The 25,119-nt window shown below is 27.2% G+C and carries 21 protein-coding genes; 9 read left to right on the top strand and 12 right to left on the bottom strand.

Annotated elements, in window-relative coordinates:
• Nucleotides 1–186: 186 nt before the first annotated feature.
• The 7 genes from BHYOB78_RS00450 to BHYOB78_RS00420 form a co-directional block, all read right to left on the bottom strand.
• Nucleotides 187–753 carry a DUF4234 domain-containing protein gene (locus BHYOB78_RS00450; protein WP_020064777.1) on the bottom strand — a complete coding sequence of 189 codons (567 nt, stop codon included), beginning with the start codon at nt 751–753 and terminating at the stop codon, nt 187–189.
• A 153-nt stretch (nt 754–906) separates the two neighbouring features.
• The gene (locus BHYOB78_RS00445; protein WP_020064778.1) at nt 907–1,722 is read right to left on the bottom strand and encodes a hypothetical protein; all 816 of its coding nucleotides are present in this window, start codon (nt 1,720–1,722) and stop codon (nt 907–909) included.
• Nucleotides 1,723–1,908: 186 nt separating this feature from the next.
• Nucleotides 1,909–2,778: a hypothetical protein gene (locus tag BHYOB78_RS00440; protein ID WP_020064779.1), complete on the bottom strand. Its 870-nt coding sequence runs from the start codon at nt 2,776–2,778 to the stop codon at nt 1,909–1,911.
• A gap of 440 nt (nt 2,779–3,218) precedes the next feature.
• The gene (locus BHYOB78_RS00435) at nt 3,219–4,040 is read right to left on the bottom strand and encodes a hypothetical protein (protein WP_020064780.1); all 822 of its coding nucleotides are present in this window, start codon (nt 4,038–4,040) and stop codon (nt 3,219–3,221) included.
• 406 nt (nt 4,041–4,446) lie between these two features.
• A complete protein-coding gene (locus tag BHYOB78_RS00430; protein ID WP_020064781.1) occupies nt 4,447–5,475 on the bottom strand; it encodes an ankyrin repeat domain-containing protein in 1,029 nt (342 codons plus the stop codon).
• Between the two features lie 645 nt (nt 5,476–6,120).
• Nucleotides 6,121–6,699 (bottom strand): ankyrin repeat domain-containing protein, encoded by a 579-nt coding sequence (locus BHYOB78_RS00425; RefSeq protein ID WP_020064917.1) that lies wholly within the window; start codon nt 6,697–6,699, stop codon nt 6,121–6,123.
• 718 nt (nt 6,700–7,417) lie between these two features.
• Entirely contained in the window at nt 7,418–8,887 is a 1,470-nt protein-coding gene (locus BHYOB78_RS00420; protein WP_020064918.1) for a S41 family peptidase, read from the bottom strand.
• A 256-nt stretch (nt 8,888–9,143) separates the two neighbouring features.
• On the opposite strand from BHYOB78_RS00420, the gene BHYOB78_RS00415 reads away from it, so the two are divergent.
• The 4 genes from BHYOB78_RS00415 (at nt 9,144) to BHYOB78_RS00400 (ending at nt 12,776) form a co-directional block, all read left to right on the top strand.
• The gene (locus tag BHYOB78_RS00415) at nt 9,144–10,253 is read left to right on the top strand and encodes a glycosyltransferase family 2 protein (protein ID WP_020064919.1); all 1,110 of its coding nucleotides are present in this window, start codon (nt 9,144–9,146) and stop codon (nt 10,251–10,253) included.
• Nucleotides 10,254–10,638: 385 nt separating this feature from the next.
• A complete protein-coding gene (locus tag BHYOB78_RS00410; protein WP_012671377.1) occupies nt 10,639–11,157 on the top strand; it encodes a YcxB family protein in 519 nt (172 codons plus the stop codon).
• Between the two features lie 67 nt (nt 11,158–11,224).
• Entirely contained in the window at nt 11,225–11,833 is a 609-nt protein-coding gene (locus BHYOB78_RS00405; RefSeq protein ID WP_020064920.1) for a regulatory protein RecX, read from the top strand.
• A 109-nt stretch (nt 11,834–11,942) separates the two neighbouring features.
• A complete protein-coding gene (locus BHYOB78_RS00400; RefSeq protein WP_020064921.1) occupies nt 11,943–12,776 on the top strand; it encodes a DinB family protein in 834 nt (277 codons plus the stop codon).
• Nucleotides 12,777–13,217: 441 nt separating this feature from the next.
• Here BHYOB78_RS00400 and BHYOB78_RS00395 read toward each other — a convergent pair whose 3' ends face one another.
• On the bottom strand, nt 13,218–14,204 hold the full coding sequence (locus BHYOB78_RS00395) for a D-alanine--D-alanine ligase family protein (RefSeq protein ID WP_012671374.1): 987 nt from the start codon (nt 14,202–14,204) through the stop codon (nt 13,218–13,220).
• A 176-nt stretch (nt 14,205–14,380) separates the two neighbouring features.
• On the opposite strand from BHYOB78_RS00395, the gene BHYOB78_RS00390 reads away from it, so the two are divergent.
• The 3 genes from BHYOB78_RS00390 (at nt 14,381) to BHYOB78_RS00380 (ending at nt 17,641) form a co-directional block, all read left to right on the top strand.
• Nucleotides 14,381–15,052, top strand: coding sequence for a PAQR family membrane homeostasis protein (locus BHYOB78_RS00390; protein WP_020064923.1), 672 nt, complete (start codon nt 14,381–14,383; stop codon nt 15,050–15,052).
• Nucleotides 15,053–15,105: 53 nt separating this feature from the next.
• Nucleotides 15,106–16,761, top strand: coding sequence for an AMP-binding protein (locus BHYOB78_RS00385; protein ID WP_020064924.1), 1,656 nt, complete (start codon nt 15,106–15,108; stop codon nt 16,759–16,761).
• A 502-nt stretch (nt 16,762–17,263) separates the two neighbouring features.
• Nucleotides 17,264–17,641: a hypothetical protein gene (locus BHYOB78_RS00380; protein WP_020064925.1), complete on the top strand. Its 378-nt coding sequence runs from the start codon at nt 17,264–17,266 to the stop codon at nt 17,639–17,641.
• Between the two features lie 104 nt (nt 17,642–17,745).
• Here BHYOB78_RS00380 and BHYOB78_RS00375 read toward each other — a convergent pair whose 3' ends face one another.
• The 3 genes from BHYOB78_RS00375 to BHYOB78_RS00370 all read right to left on the bottom strand — a co-directional run bounded on the left by BHYOB78_RS00375 (nt 17,746) and on the right by BHYOB78_RS00370 (nt 21,572).
• On the bottom strand, nt 17,746–19,923 hold the full coding sequence (locus tag BHYOB78_RS00375) for a peptidase U32 family protein (RefSeq protein ID WP_038369886.1): 2,178 nt from the start codon (nt 19,921–19,923) through the stop codon (nt 17,746–17,748).
• A 541-nt stretch (nt 19,924–20,464) separates the two neighbouring features.
• Nucleotides 20,465–20,587, bottom strand: a complete 123-nt coding sequence (locus tag BHYOB78_RS13810) for a hypothetical protein (protein ID WP_020064927.1) — start codon at nt 20,585–20,587, stop codon at nt 20,465–20,467.
• 25 nt (nt 20,588–20,612) lie between these two features.
• The gene (locus tag BHYOB78_RS00370) at nt 20,613–21,572 is read right to left on the bottom strand and encodes an HTH domain-containing protein (RefSeq protein WP_020064928.1); all 960 of its coding nucleotides are present in this window, start codon (nt 21,570–21,572) and stop codon (nt 20,613–20,615) included.
• A 148-nt stretch (nt 21,573–21,720) separates the two neighbouring features.
• Between BHYOB78_RS00370 and BHYOB78_RS00365 the strand changes: the two genes are divergently transcribed.
• On the top strand, nt 21,721–22,314 hold the full coding sequence (locus BHYOB78_RS00365; RefSeq protein WP_020064929.1) for a thymidine kinase: 594 nt from the start codon (nt 21,721–21,723) through the stop codon (nt 22,312–22,314).
• Between the two features lie 325 nt (nt 22,315–22,639).
• Here BHYOB78_RS00365 and BHYOB78_RS00360 read toward each other — a convergent pair whose 3' ends face one another.
• Nucleotides 22,640–23,701, bottom strand: coding sequence for an NAD(P)-dependent alcohol dehydrogenase (locus BHYOB78_RS00360; protein ID WP_012671365.1), 1,062 nt, complete (start codon nt 23,699–23,701; stop codon nt 22,640–22,642).
• Between the two features lie 184 nt (nt 23,702–23,885).
• On the opposite strand from BHYOB78_RS00360, the gene BHYOB78_RS00355 reads away from it, so the two are divergent.
• Nucleotides 23,886–24,857, top strand: a complete 972-nt coding sequence (locus BHYOB78_RS00355; RefSeq protein WP_020064930.1) for a CobW family GTP-binding protein — start codon at nt 23,886–23,888, stop codon at nt 24,855–24,857.
• Nucleotides 24,858–25,119 lie beyond the last annotated feature (262 nt).

Raw genomic sequence — 25,119 nt, 5'->3', positions numbered from 1 at the left:
AAAATTAAAAATAACAAATAAAAACAATAAATATAGAGGGTGGGGAATGTTAATAAATTTTAAACTTATTTTTTATCAACTTTTCCCGGACTTCGTCAAAGTTGCAAAAGCACATAAAATTTATTAAGAATAGTTACAAATATAATCAATCTTTGCCGCTATTTAATATACTAGTCTTTATCTTAATTAATTTTTATTACAATGAGATTCTTTTAGCTTCTTCCATATAGAGTTTAATTTCTTTTGCATAATAATATCAGGAATAAGCAGCATAGCAGTAATTACTATAACAATAACAATGAGTGCCAATATAGTACCAGAAAATACTAATAATACTTCAGGATTCAAAGTAAAACTATTATAAGCTCCTCCATAAAGTACTGCCATACCGCTTACCAATACTCCCATAACAAAAGCAAATATTAATCCCCCTATAATTGGCATACCTACAAATAATACGATAATAAATGAAAGCATAATTGCTTGAGTAACATCATTTTTATCATTTTCATCAATTTTTAAAGCTATTTCTTTATGAATAATATTTCCGTATTTATTATACCAATATATGCTGTAAAGATTGCAGGTAATAATACTAAGTAAAAGTTCTAATGAAGGAGATATATCTTTTCTTTTGGTAAAATTCTTCACTTCTAAAGTAATATAATAAATCCAATAGTAATGGTATATTCCTAAAGTAAAGAAGTTTAGAATAAACATTGTAGGAATTGATCTTACAGCACCTATATTCATATTGTTTCCTATTGTTGTTATGCTTGCCTACACCTGCCAAAGGCACGCTTCGCGAGGTGGACTTCGTCGGCTCACTTGGTTGTTGCTATGCCACCTGTAAATTGTGCATACTTCATCAGCACGCAAAGCATTGCCTGTATAGCCTTTCTATTTTTAGTTATATCTAGTTTTTATCTGCGAACCATGAACAAAGCCATGAATCGTACCTTTGCCGTCATTATCATCAGGAGGTAAGTAATACACTTCAATCCAGTTTTTTTCCCAATCACTTAAATCGCCGTTAATATCAACTAATAATAAAAGCCCACCATTATTAATCATATCGTTTTTCAAAATCTTTCCTATTATTTTTCCATTTGCTTTATCTCTTATATTCACATAATTGTCTTGAGAATTATATTCAAGAATACTATAAATAGCTTCTCCTTTAAATTCATAATTATACTTATCAAAATACTCTGTTTTAATATCTCCCAATAGTTTGAAATTTACAAGCTCTCCATAAGCCTCTCTTCCTGCTTCACCTTCTCCATAAAAAGAATAGTTTCTTATTGTTACCTCTGCCCTTACAGCTGATACTCCTAAAAATGCTTTATTCAAAGGAGATGGTAAATTTACATTTTTATCATCTAATAAAATACCGAAGTCTAATCTTTCAAATTCTTTATAATCATCTATATTATGGGCATCTGTACTAAATAAAAAAGGCAAGTCAATATTATTATCAGGATAAAATCTTAAAGCATTATTAGTCTCAAAATCATCGGCTCTTTCAAGTACCCCTGTTAATGTAACCTCACCATCAAAATAAATTTTAGCAGCAGAATAAGTGCCGTCAAGTTTTTTTACTTTAAGTGTATTTTTTGTCATTTTACCATTATCACTTAAAAGTTCATTGAAGTATGCCGCATCAGGCGGAAATGCCCATAAAAAATTAATGCTTAAAAGAAATAAAATAATTTTTTTCATTTAATCCCCCGTTCGCCTACGCTAATATAAGCCAGCAACTAAAGTTACTGGCTGCTTCGGATCACTTTTTTGTTATATATAGTTTTCAAAATCTTGTAATTTTTTATTTTGTTGTTATGTCGCATTGCCAATACCATAGGTGGACTTTGGCAGGTAGGCTAACTTTTTTATTATCGCTATGCTCTTTTAATAGCCTATGTTTTCAACTTTTATCTGTGAACCATGCACAAAGCCATGAATTGCATCTTTTCCGTCTTCAGCCTCTGGAGGAAGATAAAACACTTCATGCCATTTTTTTTCAAAATTTTCATAATTCATATAATCAATACCTTCTCCATTGATAGATAATAAAACTCCCCCATCATAAAGCATATCGTTTTTCAAAATCTTACCTATTATTTTTCCATTTGCTTTATCTCTTATATTCACATAATCATCTTTAGAATTATATTGAAGTTCGTTGTAATGAACCTCCCCTACATTATAATTATATTTACTAAAATACTTTGTTTCTACATCACCTAAAGCCTTAAAACCTACAATATCACCGTAAGCCTCTCTAGATGCTTCACCTTCTCCATAAAAACGATAATTTCTAATTGTAACTTCAGCTCTTACAGCAGCAGCACCTAAAAATCTTTTATTCAAAGGTTCTGGTAATTTTACTTCAATATTTTCTAATAAAACACCGAATTCCAATCTGTCAAATTCAACGCCGCTAAAATCCCAAGAATCACCATATTTAGAAGCACCTTGATTTTTCAAATTCATTTCAGATGAAGCATATAAAAAAGGAAGATCTACATTATTATCAGGATAAAATCTTAAAGCAGTATAATTATTTCCCATATCATAATTATCAGATCTTTCAAGAACTCCTGTTAATGTAATCTCTCCATCAAAATAAACTATACCATAACTTTCTACATTATAGGCTTTAAGTGTATTTTTTGTCACTTTACCATTATCGCTTAAAAGTTCAGAAAAATACGCTTCACTAGGCGGAAATGCCCATAATAAATTAATGCTTAAAAGAAATAAAATAATTTTTTTCATTGTAATAACTCCTATTGTTGCTATGCTCGCCCACCAAAGGTGCCTACTTGGTCGCTAATATAAGCCAGCAACTAAAGTTACTGGCTGCTTCGGCTCACTTTTTTATTAATATAATTTTCAAAATCTCGTAATTTTTTATTCTGTTGTTATGTCACCTGAGGGGTGCCTTGCCTACACCTGCCGACACTTGCCGAAGGCACGCTTCGCGAGGTGGACTTCGTCCATCACGCAAAGCGTTGGTCGCCTTAAAGCAGTGAATAATCACGTCTGTGCTCGGCTCACTTTTTTATTATATATAGTTTTCAAAATCTTGTAATTTTTTATTCTGTTTTTATACCCCCCGTAAGTGTGTCTTGCTACATTTTTTATTATATATTAAAAACTTATTTTTTACTACATTCACAAGTTTTTTATTAGTTCTATATAGTTTTAATTTTTTATTATTTTATCTGTGAACTATGCACAAAGCCGTAAATTGCATCTTTTCCGTCTTTAGCATTTGGAGGCATATAATATACTTCACACCAATCTTTCTCTCCACTTCCATAATAATCATCAATAGCTAATAAAATCCCTCCATTATTAATCATATCGTTTTTCAAAATCTTACCTATTATTTTTCCATTTGCTTTATCTCTTATATTCACATAATCATCTTTAGAATTATATTCAAGTTTAATATAATAAGAATTTCCAGCATGATAATAAACGTCAGAAGAATTATCTTTAGAAAAATATTCTATTTGTACATCATCAAGTAATTTAATATTTACAAGATCGCCATAAGCCTCTCTTCCTGCTTCACCTTCACAAAAAATAGAATAATTTCTTATTGTTACCTCCGCCCTTACAGCAGCAGCACCTAAAAATCTTTTATTTAAAGGTTCTGGTAATTTTACTTTAATATTTTTTAATAAAACACCAAATTCTAATCTTTCAAATTCTTTATAATCATCTATATTATAGGAATCTGCACTAACTAGACTAAATAAAAAAGGCAAATCAATATTATTATCAGGATAAAATCTTAAAGCACTATAAATAGTATCAACATCAGAATTATCAGTTCTTTCCAAAACTCCTGTTAATGTAATTTCACCATCAAAATAAGCAGAATAATTGCCGCCGTCAATTTTTTTTACTTTAAGTGTATTTTTTGTTACTTTACCATTATCGCTTAAAAGTTCAGAAAAATAGGCTTCACTAGGCGGAAATGCCCATAAAAAATTAATGCTTAAAAGAAACAAAATAATTTTCTTCATGATAACTCCTTGCTTATAAATAACAATTATTAAATTCTTACTACTGATTAAAATTATAAGAATCAATAAATTTTATATTCTTTCAACTTTTTCCCGCCGCACACCTGCCAAAGGCACGCTTCGCGAGGTGGGCTTCGCCAAAGTTGCTGCCGCAGGCACGCTTTCGCGAAAGTGCATATTAAAAACCTATTTATTAAATGTAAAAACTTGTTAGTCTAAAGCTAGTAATTTTTTATTTTGTTGTTATGCCACCCGTAAGTATGTCTTGCCTACATTTTTTATTATATATAAAAAACTTATTTTTTACTACATTCACAAGTTTTTTATTAGTTCTATATAGTTTTAATTTTTTCTTATCCTTATATATAAATTAAAACATAAATATTATAATTTTATAAAACATTCACTATTTTACTATTTTATAACCGTACTCCTTCGCTATATCATTAGCTGTTTTACCTTCTTTATTTTTTATATTCACATCAGGATTTAATTTTAATATCTCATTTATAAGAGGCTCATTGCGAAGTGCTATAGCATACATTAATAAAGTGTTTCCTTTATTATCCTGGGCATTAATATCTGCCCCATTAGATACTAATAACTTTATAAGTCTTATAGCTGTATCTGTCTCTTCCATTTTCTTTTGATTCATATAATTTTTTACATAGTCTGTTCTGGCATAATCTCCAAACATATTTTCTGTCATTGACTTAACATTTTCTAAAATACCAAAAGATGATATTGTATGAAATAAAGCTGTTTTTCCTTCATTATCTTTTATATTAATGTCTGCCTTTTCTGACAAACATATATCTATTATTTTTGTTTTATCAGTTTGAACGGCAAACATCAATGTTGTTACGCCTTCATTATCCTGAGCATTAATATCTGCACCTTTTTCAAGTAAGAACTTAACATGATCTTGATTTTCATAAGCTAAAGAATGCTGTATTAAAGGAGTTCTTCCAGATTTATTTTTTTTATTTATGTCTGCACCATTTTTAAGTAAATAATTAACTGTTTCTACTTTTCTAGTAAAAAACAAAGCATTAGAACCATAATTATCTGACTCATTATAATCAGGATTATATTTTTCAAATAGTTTTAACATTTCAAGTTCATCTAAAACAGCAGCCCAGAAAAATGCATTTCTTCCGCTATTATCTTTTATTTTAGTAACATCTGCATTATGCTCTAATAAAATTTTAACAGCCTCTATTTCTCTCTCTCTTATAGCATTCATTAAAGGAGTATATCCTTCTTCTTCATCTTGAACATTAATATTAACTTTATCAATTAATTCTTCAATTACATACATTTGACCATAACGGCATGCATGCAAAAAATTCTTTTCATCTTGAGATATACCATAAGAAGCATTTACCATAAAAACTACTCCAACAATAATTAACACAATATATTTTTTTATCATTTGAATCCTACTATTACTAATAAAAATTGTTCGCTAATCAAACTCTAGCAAATAAATTTGCTAGAGGCTCACAATTTTTATAAATTATATTTTTTATTATTACTATGCAAACCATAATTGACATTACCTACAGCACACAAAGTACTTGTCGCTCCAGATTATTACTAATAAAAATTGTTCGCTAATCAAACTCTAGCAAATAAATTTGCTAGAGGCTCACAATTTTTATAAATTATATTTTATTATTACTATATACCTAAACAACTATCTTTTGTCAAAATAATTTTTTAAATTTTAAATATTTGCAGGGCTTTGCCCCGCACCCCACTTCTTTTGTTGCCACATACGAAGTACGCCTACGGCGAGAAGCAAAAAGGCTATATTTGAACTTAAATGTAATAAATTATTTTACATATAAGACAATTTTAGTATGATTTAGTATTAATTTTATACTTGCATTTTTTGCAACTTTTTGCGGCGGGAAAAAGTTGAATAAAAAAATGACAAAGTTAAAAATTTTCAGTATATATAAAATTATCTACTTTCATATATTGCTATGCCTCACCAAAGGTGCCTCATCAAAATCGCATACGGCATCACCAATATAAGCCAGCAACTAAAGTTACTGGCTGCTTGTTATTATTCTTATCTTTCTGCACCAAGCTCTATTAATTTTTCTTTAGCCTCTTTTTTCCTAGATAAAAGAAGAGCAGTTACTCCTAAATCATCCATGTGATTTACATCAAGACCTAAATCTTTTACTAAATATTCAAATACATCTATATTACGAAAATCCGCTGCTATAATAATTCCATTAGCATTATTTCCTGTTCTTGAATTAACTAAATTAGGATCATGTTCAACTAACATCTGTATAATTTCAACATTACCAGCACCGCAAGCCCAAAGAAAAGCATTTCTCTCTCTGCCGTCATAAATAGAAGGATCAGCACCATTATCAAGCAGATATCTTATCATATCTTTATTTCTACTAAGTACAGCTAATATGATGGGAGTTTCTTTATTAATCTCATAAGATCTATCTAATATAGAAACCTCATCCTTTATGGTTATTCCAGTATTAATATTTTCTTTGTTTATTAATTTTTTGAGACCTTCTAAATCATTATTTACTATAGCATCTAATATATTATTATTATTATTTGAACAAGATATAGTAAAGATACTCAATAAAAATGATAGAATTAAAATTAGTTTTTTCATTATACACCTCCATTATTGTTTATATTTTTATAAGTATGCGAGCTTACTTACTAATTTGGTAATTAGCTTTATTATTTTTTAATATTATTTATGATGTTGTGTTTGAATATGCAATTAATGACATAATACAACTTTTCATAAAAATAAAACCTCGTTTAATAATATATATTATCAAAATAAAAATGTCAATATAGGTATATATGGTATATATCTAAACTAATATATTTTGTCAAACTAATTTTTTTAATTTAAAATATTTGCAGGGCTTTGCACCTACGAAGTACACAGAGTGCAGCACCCCAGTTCTTTTGCGACCGAAGGAAGTACTGTAAGTATTGGCACATACGAAGTACGCCTACGGCGAGAACCTATATCCTCGACAGGCTCGGATACGCTTCGCGAAAGACTGCATTTTTATAGGCCATACCCTATATTTAATAGGAATGTTTTTAATATAAAGTTCTAGCATTTGCGTTTTCGCGAAGCGTGCCTGTGGCAGCAACTTTGACGAAGTCCGCAGAGCGTGTGCGTCAAAAAAGTTGATAATTCTATATAAAGTGTATCAGTTAACAAAGTTAAAAATTTTTTGTATATACAATTTTTTATATAAATAAACTAAAACACTTTAGAAAACATGCCAAAGCATATTTATGCAATTAAAAAAGGTGATAATATTAATAATACTATCACCTTTTTATATTAAAGAAATTAAAACTTATTAATTTTCTTCTTTTTCATTTGACCAATTTTCTCTAGGCTCTTCTTTATCTTGAGGAGGCTCTTTACCTGTTTGTAAATATTCAATAGCAGCCTTCAACTGTTTATCATAACGAAGATCATATATCTCTTTATAATTATCTAAGTTTCTTTCATTATATATTAAACGCTCAAGTAAATAATCGCTAGCCATTATATTTTGTTTTCTAAGCTCTTCTTTGAAAGCAGGTAAAGCTGTAGCATCTGAACTTTCACTAGGGTATTTTTTAGCATAAGCAGAAATCTGTCCGCCTTTTCTAAGCTCTGTTAAAGCTGTTATATCTGTGCTTGAAAGTTTAGGCTCTACTACGACGAAGTCAGGAGTTAAACCTTTACCATGAAGTCTTCTTCCATTTGGTGTATAATAATGTGCTACAGTGAATTTGAAAGAAGTATTATCTCTAGCATCCAATGGAAGCACATACTGAACACTGAATTTTCCGAATGTAGTTTCACCCAAAAGTTTAGCTCTTCCGCTGTCTTGTAATGCACCTGAAAGTATTTCAGAAGCTGAAGCACTGTATTGATTAACTAAAACTAATGTATCGCCTTCAAGCCATTCATCTCCTTTCTTAGAAGCATAATAATCCTGATTTTCATTTCTGCTTCTTCCTCTTGTATAAACTATTTTTCCTTCAGTAAGGAATTCTTCTACTATATTTATAGCAGTATCAAGTCTTCCGCCAGGATTATTTCTTAAATCAAGAATAAGTTTTTTCATACCTTGCTTTTTAAGATCTATCAAAGCATTTTCTAAATCTCTAGCAGTTTCATCACCGAAAGTAGTTATTCTTATATAACCTATATTATTATCAACCATTTTATATTTAACGCTTTTTATTTCAATGATTGCTCTTGTAAGAGGATACTTAATAGGCTCTGCAACACCTTCTCTTACTATAGTTAAAGTTACTTTACTGCCCTCTTTTCCTCTCATTATATTAGCAGCATTATCAACAGACATATCTTTTGTACTTTTACCGTCTATCTCTGTTATAATATCGCCTGATAATATACCAGCTTTCTCACCAGGACCATCTTCTATAGGAGAAACTACCATTAATCCTTTATCAGCATTCTTTGAAATAGAAAGTCCTACTCCGCCGTATTTTCCAGACATCTCTGTATTTAATGCAGTATTTAGTTCCTCATCAAGAAGGAAAGTAAAAGGATCTTCAGTTGCCTCAAGCATTCCTTTTATTGCACCATACATAAGTTTTTTTGTTGTTACATTATTAGTATCAACAAAATTCTGCTGTAATGTTGCAAATACCTTTTGAAATAATCTGCTGTAATAGTAAAAATCATTATCAGACTGAGCATTTCCCTGCTGCGCCATTGCAAGCGAAGGACTTTTAAAATTGAAAAAAGAAATTGCTACTACAAAAATTAAAAGAAATATCCATAAAAGTCTTTCTTTGTTTTTCATCATGTCTAAAATCCTTATATTAAAAATATATGTATAAAAAATATATTGATGTTCTGAAATTTTATACCTTATATAAGTAAATTATAACATAAATAGTAAAAAATTTATATACATAAACTTTAAAATATTATGATAACCTACTATTGATTAAAAAAATTAATAATAAAACTACTTTTGCTTTACTTAAAAAGTTATTTTTATTATAATTATAGAATAATATAAACCATATAATGTTCTAATAATTTTAAGGTTATAATTTATGATTAAAGTATCAGTAGTTTTACCAATATACAATGTAGAAAAATATTTACCTAAATGTTTGGAAAGTATTATTAATCAAACATTAAAAGATATAGAAATAATATGCATTAATGACTGCTCTCCTGATAACTCAGAAAATATAATAAAAGAATATATAAAAAAATATAATAGAATAAAACTCATAAATAATGAAAAAAATATAGGGGTTGGACTTTCAAGAAATATAGGTATTGATTCTAGTAATGGAGAATATATTTCATTTATAGATTCTGATGACTTTATAGAAAGTAATTATATAGAGAATTTATACGGCACAGCAGTAAAATATAATTCGGATATAGTTTTTACTAACAATATATATACAGTAAATGAAAGTAAAGGATATATAAAACCATACTATCATAATAGATTAGAAAAATGGAAAAAAGATTTTAAAGATAAATGTTTTGAAGGAGAAAGCAATTTTAATGTAAGCACAACGGAAAAAGAAAATACTCCTGAATATCCTCTTGTAGCTGTTTGGAATAAATTATATAAAAAATCATTTATTACAGATAACAATTTAAAATTTCAAAATTATATAGTAGCTGAAGACAGTGAATTTTTTTATAAATATTTAGTTTATAAACCCAAAATGCATTATAATAATAATGCTAAATATTATTATGTTCAAAGAAAATCATCCGCAGTTCATTCAATAGAAAAAGACGAGAGAACAGCATCAGATGCTTTATCGGTATTCAGCAATATATTTAACTTCTATAAAGAAAAAAATATTAATCTATTAAAAGAATCTAATTTTTATAATTTCAATTCTTTTTTATTTGTATTCAATAATTATAAAGCTCCCAATAAAAATGAATTCTATAAAAAATGCCATGAGTTAATAAAAAAATTAGATGTTGAAATAGACAGAGAAAAACATGCATTCTATGCCTACAGCGTATATATAATGAAAACTTATGATGATTATAATATTTATTTAGAAAAGATTGAATCAATTAAAAAGAAAGTTTTTGATATAGCTTGGTGGATACCTTCAATTACTTTGAGAGAAAAATATAAAAAAATAAATCTAGATAAACTTGCAAACAAAAATTGGAAATAACAAAATAAACTAATACTTGAAAAAATATTCAATTATACTATACTAATAAAAATTATTTTTTATTAGTGCTTATATTAGTAATAAAATATATCAACTTTTCCCGTTGCACACCTGCCAAAGGCATGCACAGCGAGGTAGACTTCGTAAAAGTTGCAAAAGCACATATATAAAAGACTTATATATAATTAAATTTAAAAAGTTATTTTATACACATAACTCTTTATCATTTAATATTTTATTATAAATATATTAGTTTATTATAAGTTTTTTAAAGCGATAAAAAAAATCGAGCGTCTATCAGCTAAAAGCTGATAGAGATTTTAAAGCGAGATTTTTTATATATAATAATAAGTTTATCGCTAGCAATAATAAAGGACAAAACATAATGAAAAAAGAATATAAATACAAATTAACAGAAGATGATTTTATAGATTTTCAGCTTCATTATTTGAGAATTAATTCAAATATGACTTCATCAATAAAAAAAACTATTATAATACTTATAGCTCTTTATATTGTAGTATTTGTATCTATGGCAATATATTTTAGAGATAATGCTTTTTTAATAATAATAATAGCATTATTAGTTTCAGCATTTTCTGTTCTTCAAATAGTTACATATAAAAAGCGTCTTGAAAAGAAGATAGTAAAAAAAGTGAAAGAGTATGTAAGAAGCGGTAAATTGGATAAGGTTTTCGGAGATAAAGAATTAACTATATATGATGATAAAGTAATTTTTAAAGAAGACAGAGGAACAAGTGGATTCAATAAAGATGAAATAAAAAAAATAGATTCTACAAATAAATGCATATTTTTCTATATAGATGAAATGTCTGCTATAATAATACCTAAACAGATATTGAGTTCTGAAGATATAGATTTTCTTTTATCATATAAAAAATAAAATTTTAAATTACACTTGAAAAACTATTTATATTTATTATACTGTTTCTATTATGGTTATTTTAAAAATGAAATTAAAAGGCGATAAGATACATATCAAAGTATCGGGCGGAGATGTATTCACTATACCAAAAAACGGACTCTATGAATTAGATTTATATGAGGGAATGGAGCTTGAATATGATGAAATACCTCATATAAGATTTAGAGCTTTTGAGTCTGCTGCAAGAAAATCTGCAGTATCTATATTAAAACGCGGATTTATAAGCGAGGGTATGCTCAGAGAAAAGCTCACAAAAAAAGGACATAAAAAAAGATTCATTAAGCATGCTGTAAACTACTGCAAAGAATATGACTTGATAGATGATAAAAGATTCGTAAAAATAGCAATAAATAGTTTGAAACTAAAAGGTAAAAGCAAAAGACATATAATAGATTATTTAAAGAAAAATAAAGTAAAGCCAAGCTTGATAGAAAAAGCACAAAATTCTATAAGCGACAGAATAGATGATAAAGCATTAAAAGATGCCATAAGAAAATATTATAAAGTATATGAGCATAAAGAAAGAAAAGAAGATTATATTATAAAAACATTAATGCGTAAGGGTTTTAAATACGATAGAATAAAAACTTTAGTAAGAAAATATATAGATAAAAAAGAAAATTATAAAGATTAATTCTTATTATAATCATATTGCAAATATATAAAATAAAAATTATATTCAATATTGAATTATCAAAATAAAATAATATAATATATAAAAATATTTCTTAGGATTTACCTACATGATAGATAATAAAGTTAAAGAACTTGCAAGAAAAATAGAAACTGAATCAAAAAAGCTTGATAAAAAAATAAAAGATATAGAAAAAATTAAATCATCAATAACAAAAGATTTAAAGAAGAATGTTAAAGAATTGAAAACAAATCAGTTAAAAAAACTTCAGGAAGAAAAGAAAAATATCACAGAAAAAGTTAAAGAAATGAAATCTAATCTTTTAAATGCTAAAAAAGAAAATACTGAAAGAGAAGTAAATAAAAAGATAGATAAAAAAAAGAAAGACATAGAAAATAATATAAATAAAAAACCTGTAGATAAAGTAGCAAAAAAAATTATGAATATGATGGCTTTATACAATAAAAACGCCAATAAAAAACTTTCTGAGATTTTAGAAACAGTCAAAGATAAAGATTTAAAAAAAGAAACAAATGCATATTTTAAATCTGTATACGGAACATTCATACATATTATTCAATGCGATATATATTTCTTTAATGTATACAGAAAATATTCAAGTAAAAAGAAAATAGAAAATGAAGATATACTAAACTATTTAAATGAAGATTTTACTTTCAATACAGATATAGATAAAGATTTAAGCAGTTTAATAGATATAAGAAAAAAATTAGATGATGTTATAATAGCTATAGTTAATAGTATAGAAGATTTTAATATATCCGGCAAAGTGGCTATTCCAAACGCTGTAATAAAAAAGCCTAGATACCATTTGATAATGCATGCATTAAATCATAGTACTCATCATAGAGGTGAAATTTCTGTAATGCTAGATCAAATGGGATATAAAAACGATTATTCAAATTTAATGACTATAATATAAATATAAAAAATTAATATATAGCTAAACAAATATATTTTATAATTTTTTGTTTTTATGTATATTTTTTTATTGTTCTTTTACTGCCGCAAAAAAAACCATACGAAGTACGCCTGCGGCGAAAGTGCAAGTGTAAAATTAATACTAAATCATACTAATTTTATTTTATATGTAATATAAATTATTAAATTTAAACTAAAATACAGCCTTTCGCGAAGCGTATCCGAGCTTGTCGAGGATATAAGCTTCTTTGTGGCAATACCACAGGCACTCCCTACAGTCGCAAAAGAAGTGGGGTCTTACCCTGCGGGTACGCTTCGCGGTGGGCAAAGCCCCAGATATCAAAACAAAAAGATAGTTGTTTAGGTATATAATAAAACAGATATACAAATAAATACATGCATATCTGTTTTTTATTTAACTAATAATAAATATTTACAAAAATTATTTTAAAAGCCCTAATATATATAAAACAAGATCATTAAAATCAAGATTTATATGCTTAGCCATTGCAGGTATATCAGAAGTATTTGTCATACCGCCTTGAGTATTTACTTCCATAAGATAAACCTCATTATCATTTCCTACTATAGCATCTATTCTTGAAAGTCCGCTGCATCCTAAAACTTTATATGCTTTTTTGCAGGTTTCTATTACTTTATTTTCAATTTCTTTTGATAATTTAGCAGGCATTTCCATTTCTGTTTTTCCAGGAGTATATTTTGCTTCATAATCATATATTTCATTTTTGGAATTTATACCTAGTATTGGAAAGACATAAATATTTTCATCATCTTGTTTTACTAACCCAACAGTAATTTCTTTTCCTTTTATATAAGGCTCTAAAAAATAATTTTCACTATCTTTTATAGAGCTTACAACACTTTCAAACTCAGTCTTTGTTTTTATTAAATGAACTCCGACGCTTGAACCATCTGATATAGGCTTTAATATTAGAGGGAAATTAAAAGTTAATGCACTTCCTTTTATACCGCTATCATTAATTTCTTTAACATCTTTAAGAAGCATAAAATCTGCAGTAGAAACATTTGATGATTTCCATATTCTTTTTGTATAAACTTTATTCATACAAACAGCACTAACTAAAATATTTTCACCTGTATATTTAATATTAAGACTCTCCAAAAGCCCCTGAACAGTTCCATCTTCACCTGATGTGCCATGTAAAATATTATAGCAGTATTCAATATTATTTTCTTTTAATTTTTTTACTAGTTCATAAGAATCTTTAACATCTATTAAAATACAATTATCTTTAATTTCATCGAAGCTTGTTAATGCTTTATAGACATTCTGTCCGCTTCTGAGTGAAACTTCTCTCTCAGAGCTTAATCCGCCATGTAAAACTGCTATTTTTTTATTTTTAAACCTATTTAAAATATTTTGTTTTAATTCGCTGTTTAATATCATTTTATATACCTATTATATTTAATTGTATTTATCAAAAAATAATCTTAATATTATTATATCGTATAATTTTATATTTTTATAATGAAATTTTTAAATTGAACAATTATTCTAATATGAAAAATAGTTATAAATTACCATTTACTTTATTATAAATAAGGTTTATTATATAAAACACTATGAATGCTGATTTGAATAATAATATAGTAAAGAATTCTGTTTCTAAGATAAGTGCTGTTATATGCATAATATGTGCTAGTTCGGCAATAGCTGTCTTAGTGCTTTTAATAATTAATTCTAAAACTGCAAGGGAAATTACTTCATTTTCTCTATACTCAAGTTTTTTAACAATATTTTATATAATAAATTCGATATATCATTTTTTTCCTTTTAACAATAAAGCAAAAAAAGTTTTTTATATATTATCCCATGCATTTTTTATTATGATGATATGGGGTATATACATTCCTCCATGCCTAATATCATTACAAAATGGATGGGGATGGAGTTTCTTTGGTATTATTACAGGTTTATGTACATTAGGCATCACATTAAGAAGCGTATTCGGATACAGATGGCGTGGTGCTACAGAAACTATATATTATTTTCTATTAAATTGGGTTTGGCTTATAGCAATTTCAAAAATATCTACTGCTGTAGGTGAATATGGAGCGATATTATATTTAACAGGTTTTCTTCTTTTGAATATAGCAATGGTATTTTATAGGCTTGCTATGTATGAAGCAAACAGAAGATATACTTTATTTTTACCTTTATTTTATTCGCTTTTAATAATATCTAATGTATGCCATGCAGTATTTATGTTTAGATATGTTGCTAACATTTTCTAATTTTGTTATATTTTATATATGAAAAATACATATTGAACGGGAGGAGATAAAATATGATTAAAGAAAGACTAAGCGACTATATTCAAAATACAATAAAAGAAAATTGGGATATAAATGCATTTGCTGATTACGGCACTAATAATATATTAAAATATTCTGATGTGGCTAAAAATATTTTAAAAATACATATTGGTTTTAAAAAGCTCGATATACATAAAGGTGAAAAAATTGCAATATGCGGTGCTAATTCCGTTAATTGGGCTTTAATGTATATATCTATAGTTAGTTATGGTGCTGTTGTTGTTCCTATACTTGTGGATTTTTCAAAAGAAGATATAGCTTCTATATTAAAAGATTCAGGAGTAAAATTTTTATTTGCTGACTCAAATATTTTAAAAGGAATAGATACTCAAACTTTATCTCAGCTTAATAAAGCTTTTCATCTAAATAATTTTGATACATTTATTATAGAAGAAAATACAGAAGAAAAAAAAGATAGTAATAAAAAAACTGAAAACATATTCAGCGATATAGAAATAGAAGATATAAAAAAAGAAGATTTCAATCTTACTATATTTGAAAATGATACATTAGCTACTATTATATACACTTCAGGAACTACAGGATTCAGTAAAGGGGTTATGCTTAATCATAATTCATTAGCTGCCAATATTAGATTTGCCATTAATAATATGCCTATAAAACCTAATGATCATATACTTTCTTTTCTTCCTCTTGCCCATGTATTTGGATGCTTATTCGACTTTTTATTTCCATTTTCAAGAGGAGCATGCATATATATGCTTAATGCTATACCTAGCCCTAACATATTACTTAAGGCATTCGATGAGGTAAAACCAAATCTTATATTGATGGTTCCTCTTATCATAGAAAAAATTTATCTTAAAAAAATACTTCCTACTATAAGCAAGCCTTTAATTTCTAATTTATTAAAGCTTCCTATAATATCATCTTTATTGAAATCAAAAATAAGGAATAGTCTTACACAATCTTTCGGAGGCAATTTCCATGAGGTTATAATAGGAGGAAGTGCTTTAAATAGCGATGTAGAAAAATTCCTTATGGATATAGGTTTTAAATTCACGGTAGGATATGGAATGACAGAATGCGGACCTTTAATTAGTTACGGACCTTGGGATAAACATGTACCTAGAAGCTGCGGATGCATAATAGATACTTTAGAAATAAAAATAGATGCTGAAAAAGAAGGTGATGTGGGTGAGATTATGGTTAAGGGTGAAAATGTTATGCTTGGTTATTATAAAAATTATAAAGCTACTGCAGATGTTCTTTCTAAAGACGGATGGCTTAGAACAGGGGATTTGGGTGTTCTTGGCGAAAATAACAGAATATTTATAAGAGGAAGAAGCAAAAATATGCTGCTTGGTGCCAGCGGACAGAATATTTATCCTGAAGAAATTGAAAGCAAGTTAAATGCTATGCCTTATATATTAGAGTCTTTAGTTTTACAAAGGGATAATAAACTTCATGCTTTATTATATTTAGATGCTGAAAGAATAAGAGATGAAAAATTAAGCGAAGAAGATGTTAATAAACTTATAGAAAATAACAGAATAGAAGTTAATAAATTACTCCCTGAATTTGGAAGGATATCAGGCTTTACTATTCAAAAAGAAGAGTTTATAAAAAATCCTACTAAAAAAATAAAAAGATTCTTATACAAATAAAAATTATAAATAAAGGGTTTGATAAATATTTATCAAGCCTTTTATTTTGATCCCACCCTTTAGGCTTTTTAATTCTATTTGAAATTTCAGCATGATTTTTCTTCTTAATGTTAATCTGTCATTTTAGCTGCCCGCCCAAGATCTAATTAAATTTATTACTTTCACAACGCACGCAGAGAAAAGTTTTAAAATTATGATTAATTAAAAATAATAATTTAAACAAAAAATAAAAATTAGTTTACCGTGCGTTAATAAAAATTTTAAAATTAAACAAAGCCTGGGTGGGTACCTTAATTTCTAATTTGGCTTTAAATATAATGAAAACTAAAATTTAAAATATAGCAATAAATTTTAAAGGGTGGGTATGTAAATGAAATTTAAAAAATACAATTATAAAATTTTTATATAAAAATTATTAAAAAATATAAATAATTAGGAACTTTTATTTGTATAATTCGTCTAATAAAGCAAATAAAACATTTAATTAAAAGAGAGGTTTATTATGAAACGTATTTTTAGTATTATTTTATTTACAGTTATTTTATCCATATCAGTATATGCCAAAGAAAAAAAATATGACTGGAAAGATTATAACGGAAAATGCAATTATGAATATTTTATTTATAATGAAGCAGGACTTACACAGGAACAATTAGCAGAAGTTATGAAATTAAAAACAGAATATCAATCAAGATTCCATGACTTAAAAGAAAAAATTTATTTAGAAAAAACTAAAATGGATTTAGAAATGTCTAAAAAGAATTCTGATCCTAATATTATAAGCAATTCTATGAATTTAAATATTCAGTATTCAAAAGAACTTCAAGATTTAGCAGATGAATTTTTAGCAAAATATAATGATATAAAAAACAATAAATAAATACTCATTAAAAAACTACCTTAAAATAAAAAATAGAGATGTAATTAATTTTATATCTCTATTTTTATTTTTAAAAATTTTAATCAAAATTAGTACTATTATATTTAATATATGCTGTAATAAATATTTCCATTTTTATTTTTTATTTTTTCTAATATAAAACTTGTTTTGTTATGCATTCTCACACAATCAAATATTACAGTATTTCCTTTATGATCGATAATATCCTCTTCTTTACATTTACTGCATCCTACTGACATACTTTTAGGACAGAAAGCAAAGCTCATAGCAGGTATAAAACCTTCTTTTACAGATAAAGTATGTTTTAAATTTTTACCCGCTTCTATAGCCGATATAACAGTGTCAATTCCTAATTTGTATAAAAGATTCACACTGTAATTATTAATCGCATTAAGCCCAATGCCTGCCCATAATATAGCTTTTCCTTTTAATGCTTCAATATGTCCTAAATTATTGCATATTACTATCATGCCATTTGTTTTTTCTACTATGTTTTTTATAACCTCAATATCTTTATCGAATGTAACATGCGGTAAAAGTATACCGTCTATTTTTTTAGCCTCAAAAAGCTTAATTATATTTTCATCATAAACATTTGGAAATAATATTTTTTTGTCATAATGAATATCAGAATATAAATTAATTTTTTCTTCGCTATTTGCAATCAAAACTTTTATATCAGTGTTTGGATAATTAATATTTTTTTCACAATCTTTATTATAATTAATTTTTTTGGACTGCATTAAAATATTTTCAAGTTTTTCAATTATGCATCTTCTAGCCTCATTTAAAATTTTAACAGGTATAAAAGGATTTTGAAATTTTTCTTCAATATTAATATTCTCAAATTCAAATATAGTGCCTCCAGTTTTTGAAAGAGAATTAAAAATATCTTCTTTAGTTGTTGATTTAGTTTTAGCTTCTTGAATTGTATAATCGCTTATATATTCTATGTTGTTTAGTCTGTCATCATATTTGCTATTGACTGTTAATTTTATTTTTTCATTATTAAATCCAATTATACAATTTAAATCAAGCAGATGTTTAAAATGATCGCTTTCAATTATTTTATCTGCTTCATCCATTTGTAATTTATCAGTAGTTCTATAAACTTCATCACCAATATTTACATTTTTTAAAACAGCTGAAAAACTTAAATTTCCTTTTGCTCTTTTTACTCTCGTATTATCTTTATATAAATCAGAAATCTGCATTCCAACTTTTCCGCTATCTCCAAATGAGAGTCCGTCATAAACATTTAATTCTTTTTCTGCTTTTATATATATTTTATTTTTCTTGTATGCAGTAACTTCTCCTATATATTCACCATCATGGCTAGGCTTATAATTTTCAAATATATCTTTTGAATTATAATAATAACCTTGAGAAAATCCGCCTCTATTAAAAATTTTCATTAAATCTTCTTTGTATTTTTCAGTAGGTATATCTTTATTTTCCAAAGCCAAATCAATAGCATGCCTATATATTGAAGTAGTAACTGCAACGTATTCGCTTCTTTTTGCACGTCCTTCAATTTTAAAAGATGTTATTCCGCTTTCAAGTAAATTTGGAATTATATCAATAGTCATTAAATCTTTAGTACTCAAAGGATAATCGGTTTTTCCTCCAGCGTATTCCATTCTGCAAGGCTGGGCACAAGCTCCGCGGTTTGCACTTCTTCCTCCATGCAAATAAGAATAAGCACATTGACCTGAAAAACTTACGCATAAAGCTCCATGCACAAAAGTTTCAAGTTCTATATCTGTATTATCTCTGATATATTTTATATTCTCTAAACTCATCTCACGTGCTAGAACCACTCTATCAATCCCAATACTTTTAAGTAGTTTAACACTATCTAAATTATTACAAGACATCTGTGTGCTTGCATGCATAGCAATATTTAAATTATTTCTTACAATATCAATTATTCCTAAGTCCTGAACTATAATGGCATCAGCTCCTAAATCAGAAACGCTTTTTATTAATGGAAGCACTTTATCAATTTCATCATTATAAACTAAAGTATTAACAGTTATATAAACATTAACATTTCTTAATTTTGCGAATTTTATATTTTCTTCAAGTGCCTTTTCATCGAAGTTTTCAGCTGCTCCTACCCTAGCATTAAAACTTTTAGTACCGAAATATACAGCATCAGCTCCAGCATTAACAGCGGCCTTCAAACCTCTTTCATCTCCGACAGGTGCGAGCAGTTCTATTTTTTTGTTTTGTGTTTTTATATTCAATTTGTTTTCCATTTATTTTAATTAATGTTTAAAATATAGCATATAAGAAAATGAATTCAAGTATTAAATAATTTTTATATATACCTAAACAAATATATTTTGTCAAAAATAAATTTACATTTTTGCTTTTATATCTGGGGTTTTGCCCACCGCGAAGCGTGCCTGTAATGTAACACCCAACTTCTTTTGTTGCCACAAAGAAGCTATATCCTCGACAGGCTTGGATACGCTTCGAGAAAGGCTACATTTGGCTTTAATTTAATAAATTATTTTACATGTAAGATAATTTTAGTATGATTTAGTACTAATTCTATCCTTGCACTTTTTGCAACTTTTTGCGGAGGGAAAAAGTTGACTAAAAAAATGACAAACTCTAAAATTTTTAGTATAAATTAATTTATATTGAAAATATATTTTTTAAGATATAATTTTAAGATTTATTCAACTTTTTTGACACACACGCTCTGCGGGCTTCGCCAAAGTTACTGCCTACATCACAGGTGGACTTTGTCGGAACGCTTCGCGAAAATGCAAGTAATTAATATTTTATAAATCATTCTAATATATTAATTAGAAACTCTTTTAAATCATTCAAATAAATATTATCAAAATCAACATAAGGCGTTAAATCAAAATCTTCAGCTTTAATATTGTTCTTAAAACCAAATCCGCTCATATAGGCAAATACTTTTGATTTTTTGTTAATGAGGATTATTAAATCTTCCGCTATTTATCAAACTTGATATTATATGATTTTTTGATTTATCTTTAGCTTCTAATATTTCATTAACATCATTAATAAAATCTTGAAAATGTCTATTATAGCAAAGTTTATGCATAGTATCTATATCTAAATAATTTCTTTTTTTAGCTGAAAACAATATTTCTGAATCTTCAGGATTGTCATAATCTAATTTAATTACACCTACTCCGAAAGATTGATTTAATCTTTTAATTTCTTCCATTAATTCATCGTAATTGTTTTCATCTATTTCCATAGCAACAAGCCAAGCCTCATTAGCCCAACCAGAATTTGATAATGCCTGAAAATAATATTCTGTTAAACTTCCAAGTGTAAGTCTTAATTTCAATTCATAAGCATAAAGCTCTGTAGTTGGTAAATTTATATGATTAAATAATTCCAAAACTGATTTATTAATATAATCTTTGAATGTAACAGCTACTATATCAGGAGTACCCCATTTCATTTTTCCTTTTAAGTTAACATCAGTAGCATTTGCATTTATAGTTTTAGAATATATTTTCATTGAGTATAAATATTTTGTAAGAGGTATATGCAAATCTTCTTCTAATATTTTTTTATTTGTAATTGTATTTTCAGTAATCTCTTCTGTATCATCTTCTTCGCTTAAATTATTAATTTCATTTATCAAACTTTGATTGGTATTATTTATTTTGCTTTTTAATAAAAATTGTCCTCTGCCAACCTTAACAAATATTGTAGTATCAGGATTATATTTAATATCTACATAAATTACAGATCCTAAACTTGCAATAGGAGTTTTACTCATTTTTCCATTTAATGTTTCAGCTATAATTTTATCATAACCTAATTCACAAGCTTTCTCCCATATTTCATTAACTTTCATAGGAACATCGCTTTGCTCTAAAACTTTTTTAGCTGCATCATAATATGTCATAATTAACTCCTAAACTTAATTGTCGTATTATAACATATCTACATAAAAATTAAACCAATTATAATATACATTTTTACAGCATTTATGTTTGATATATACACATTTAAATGATATAATATAACGATTCACTTAAAAATATTGGACTTTTATGAATCATTTAATTACCGGACCTATGTTCGCAGGAAAATCAAAATATTTAATTAAAACTTTAGATTATCTTTTACTTGAAAATAAAAATATAAAAATATTATTCATATATCCAGCAATTTCTTTTAGGGGATATTTCTGCCGTGATAAAAATGTTTATTTAGATAAAAGAATAGATATAATCACCGAAGAAGAAATTGAAAATAATATTGGAAAAGATGTTGAGAATATTTATAATTATATTGCAAGATATGATATTGTAGGAATAGATGAATTTTGTTTTTTGAATGATACTTCTATTTTTATAAAGCTCATAAAAACCTGCACTCAAAGAAACACTAAAACTAATTTTTGTATAGCTTCTCTTGATATGGACTATAAAAGAAATTATTGGGAAAGTGTATCTGCATTGATAGAAGAAGATTTGATTGATATACATACAAAAGTTTTTGGGAAATGCGACTGCGGAAGAAAAGGTATATATTCAAAGAGAATTGTTAAAGATGTTGACAGAGTTGTAATTGGAGATGATATATATAAATGCGTTTGCAGATATTGTTATGAAGGCGAAGATGAAGTAAAATTTAATTTATAAAATTTTAATTACATACGCCCGCCCTTTATATTTATTGTTACAACTTGAAATTTTGATTTAATTATTTTTTTTACTTGATTAGAAATTAAAGCACCCACCCAAGATTTATTTAAATTTATAATATCCGTCCGCACGCTGAGGAGAATAATAAATATAAGATTGCATATTAATTAAAATTTAAATTATATCTAATAATACATTCACCGTGCGTCTGAATAGATTAAAAATATAAATATTGAATGGCTGTTTTTTTCTTAATAATTAATAAAAATAAAAACTGGCAGATATTTTTAATACATACCAGTTTTTCTATTATATAGAACGATTATTTCTCAATTCTTACTACAGGTTTAATTAAATCAGCAGGTTTATCTCTCATCATAAATAAAGCCTTTTCAAGATTTTCCCAACCCTCAAATACATGAGAAACTAAATGATGAACATTTAATTTTCCAGAAGCTACTAATGCACCAAGTTTTTCCATTCTTAGTCTTCCGCCAGGCATAAGTCCGCCAAGTATAGCTTTATGCCCCATACCAACACCCCATTCAGCTCTAGGGATTTGTATATAATCACCTTTACCTAAATAGTTAACATTTCCGATTTTACCGCCTGGTTTTAAAGAACGAACTGCTTCAGCAAAAGTTTCAACACCGCCGCCAGCAATAATAACTTTATCAACACCTTTACCATTAGTCATTTTCAAAACTTGCTCATCAATAGTTCCGTTTTTATAGCTAATGAACTCTTCAGCACCATATTTTTTAGCAGCTTCAACACAATTAGGTCTAGTACCAACAGCAATAATTCTTGAAGCTCCTCTCAAAGCAGCGCCAGCAACTCCCATAAGACCGACAGGTCCAATACCAATAACAAGTACACTATCTCCATATTGTACATCAGCTAACTCAGCACCATGGAAACCAGTAGGCACCATATCAGAAAGCATACAAGCATCTACAGGATCAATATTGCTAGGTAAAAGAGCCAAGTTACCATCAGCATCATTAACATGGAAGAATTCTCCAAATACACCATCTTTAAAGTTAGAGAATTTCCATCCGGCAAGCATACCGCCTGAGTGCATAGAATATCCAGCCTGAGCTTCTACACTATTCCAATCAGGAGTAATGGCAGGAACTAAAACTTTATCTCCTGGTTTAAAGTCTTTTACTAAACTTCCAACTTCTACAACCTCACCACAAGCTTCATGACCTAAAATCATATTATGTCTTTCACCTATAGCACCTTCCCATAATGTATGTACATCAGAAGTACATATAGCAACAGCAAGAGGTTTCACAATAGCATCAGCAGGACCGCAAGCAGGTCTTTCTTTCTCAATCCAACCTGATTCACCTATTTTTAACATAGCATATCCTTTCATATTTACACTCCTTTTTTTATTTTATATATATGATTTTAAAAGTAAAAAACTATACATTTTATTTAAAATAAAATACCGTCATATAAAAAATCTATATATTAGTACCCTATTTATTATTACTAGCTTTTATATACAAAGCATTATATAATGATTATATAACAGTATTAATGGAGAAATGTAATATATGAAAATATTGATTGTTTCAGGATTTTTAGGTGCTGGAAAAACTACCCTCATAAAAGAAATGGGCAATAAAACCAAAAGAGATTTTGTTGTAATGGAAAATGAATATGGCGATGTCGATATAGATTCTAATATATTGAAAGATGAAGGCATGAATATCTGGGAACTTACAGAAGGATGTGTATGCTGCACTATGAAACAAGATTTTGCTTCTTCTATACTCACAATAGCTAATTCTCTTGATCCTGAATACTTAATAGTGGAACCTACAGGAGCTGCTAAACTAAGCAATATTATCAACAATATAAAACAAATTGAATATGAAAGAATAGTACTTTTGAAACCTATAACTATAATAGACGGAAATACATTCGACTCTTTTATTAATTCCTATGATGATATTTATACTGATCAAATTTTAAACGGATCAAAGATAATAATATCTAAAATAGAGTCAAAAGAAGAATATGAAAAAGAAGATCTTATAAAAAAAATAAAGTCATTGATTATGAGAAACAATTTACCATTAGATAATATAGAAATACTTGAAGAACATTATTCTAATAAAGATAAAAAATGGTGGGAAAACATTTTAAATTCATTTTTAGATGATAAATATGCTATAAAAGAATTGGAAAAACCAAAAAATGAAAAAATGCCCGACTCTATAAGTATGAAAGGATGCTGTGTGGAAAGTGAAAATAAATTTATGACTTTACTTGAAGATATTATTCACGGACGCTTTGGATTCATAGCAAGGTCTAAAGGTTTTATAAAATGCGGTAGTAATTATTTTAGATATGATGTTGTAGGAGAAAGATATGCTGTTACAGGAGCAAATGAAAATGATAAGCTTGAAGTAGTATTTATAGGCAAAGATTTGAACAGAAAACTTTTAAGGGAAGAATTTCAGCCTGTATATAGAGATAATATCAAACATAAAGAAGAACATTGTGAAGACCATAAGAAATAGTTTTTTATTTGATTGCATTTAGATTTAATGAAAAATAAATAATTTATTTTTTAAATTTTACTTACATTCGCCCGCCCTTTTTCCTTTTTAAATTAATAAGTAATAAAAATACAAAATTTCTTTTTTATCAAATTAGAAATGTTAACACCCGCCCAAGCGTATATTAAATTTATAGAATTTATATAAAATAAAAAAAATAAAAAATCCTTTAATATTAAATGAATAATATTAAAGGATTTTTTTATATTTAATTATCTTTTTA

Source organism: Brachyspira hyodysenteriae ATCC 27164, assembly GCF_001676785.2.
Lineage (GTDB): Bacteria > Spirochaetota > Brachyspiria > Brachyspirales > Brachyspiraceae > Brachyspira > Brachyspira hyodysenteriae.
The sequence above is the reverse complement of the archived record's forward strand: the minus strand, read 5'-3'. Positions and strand labels throughout refer to the sequence as shown.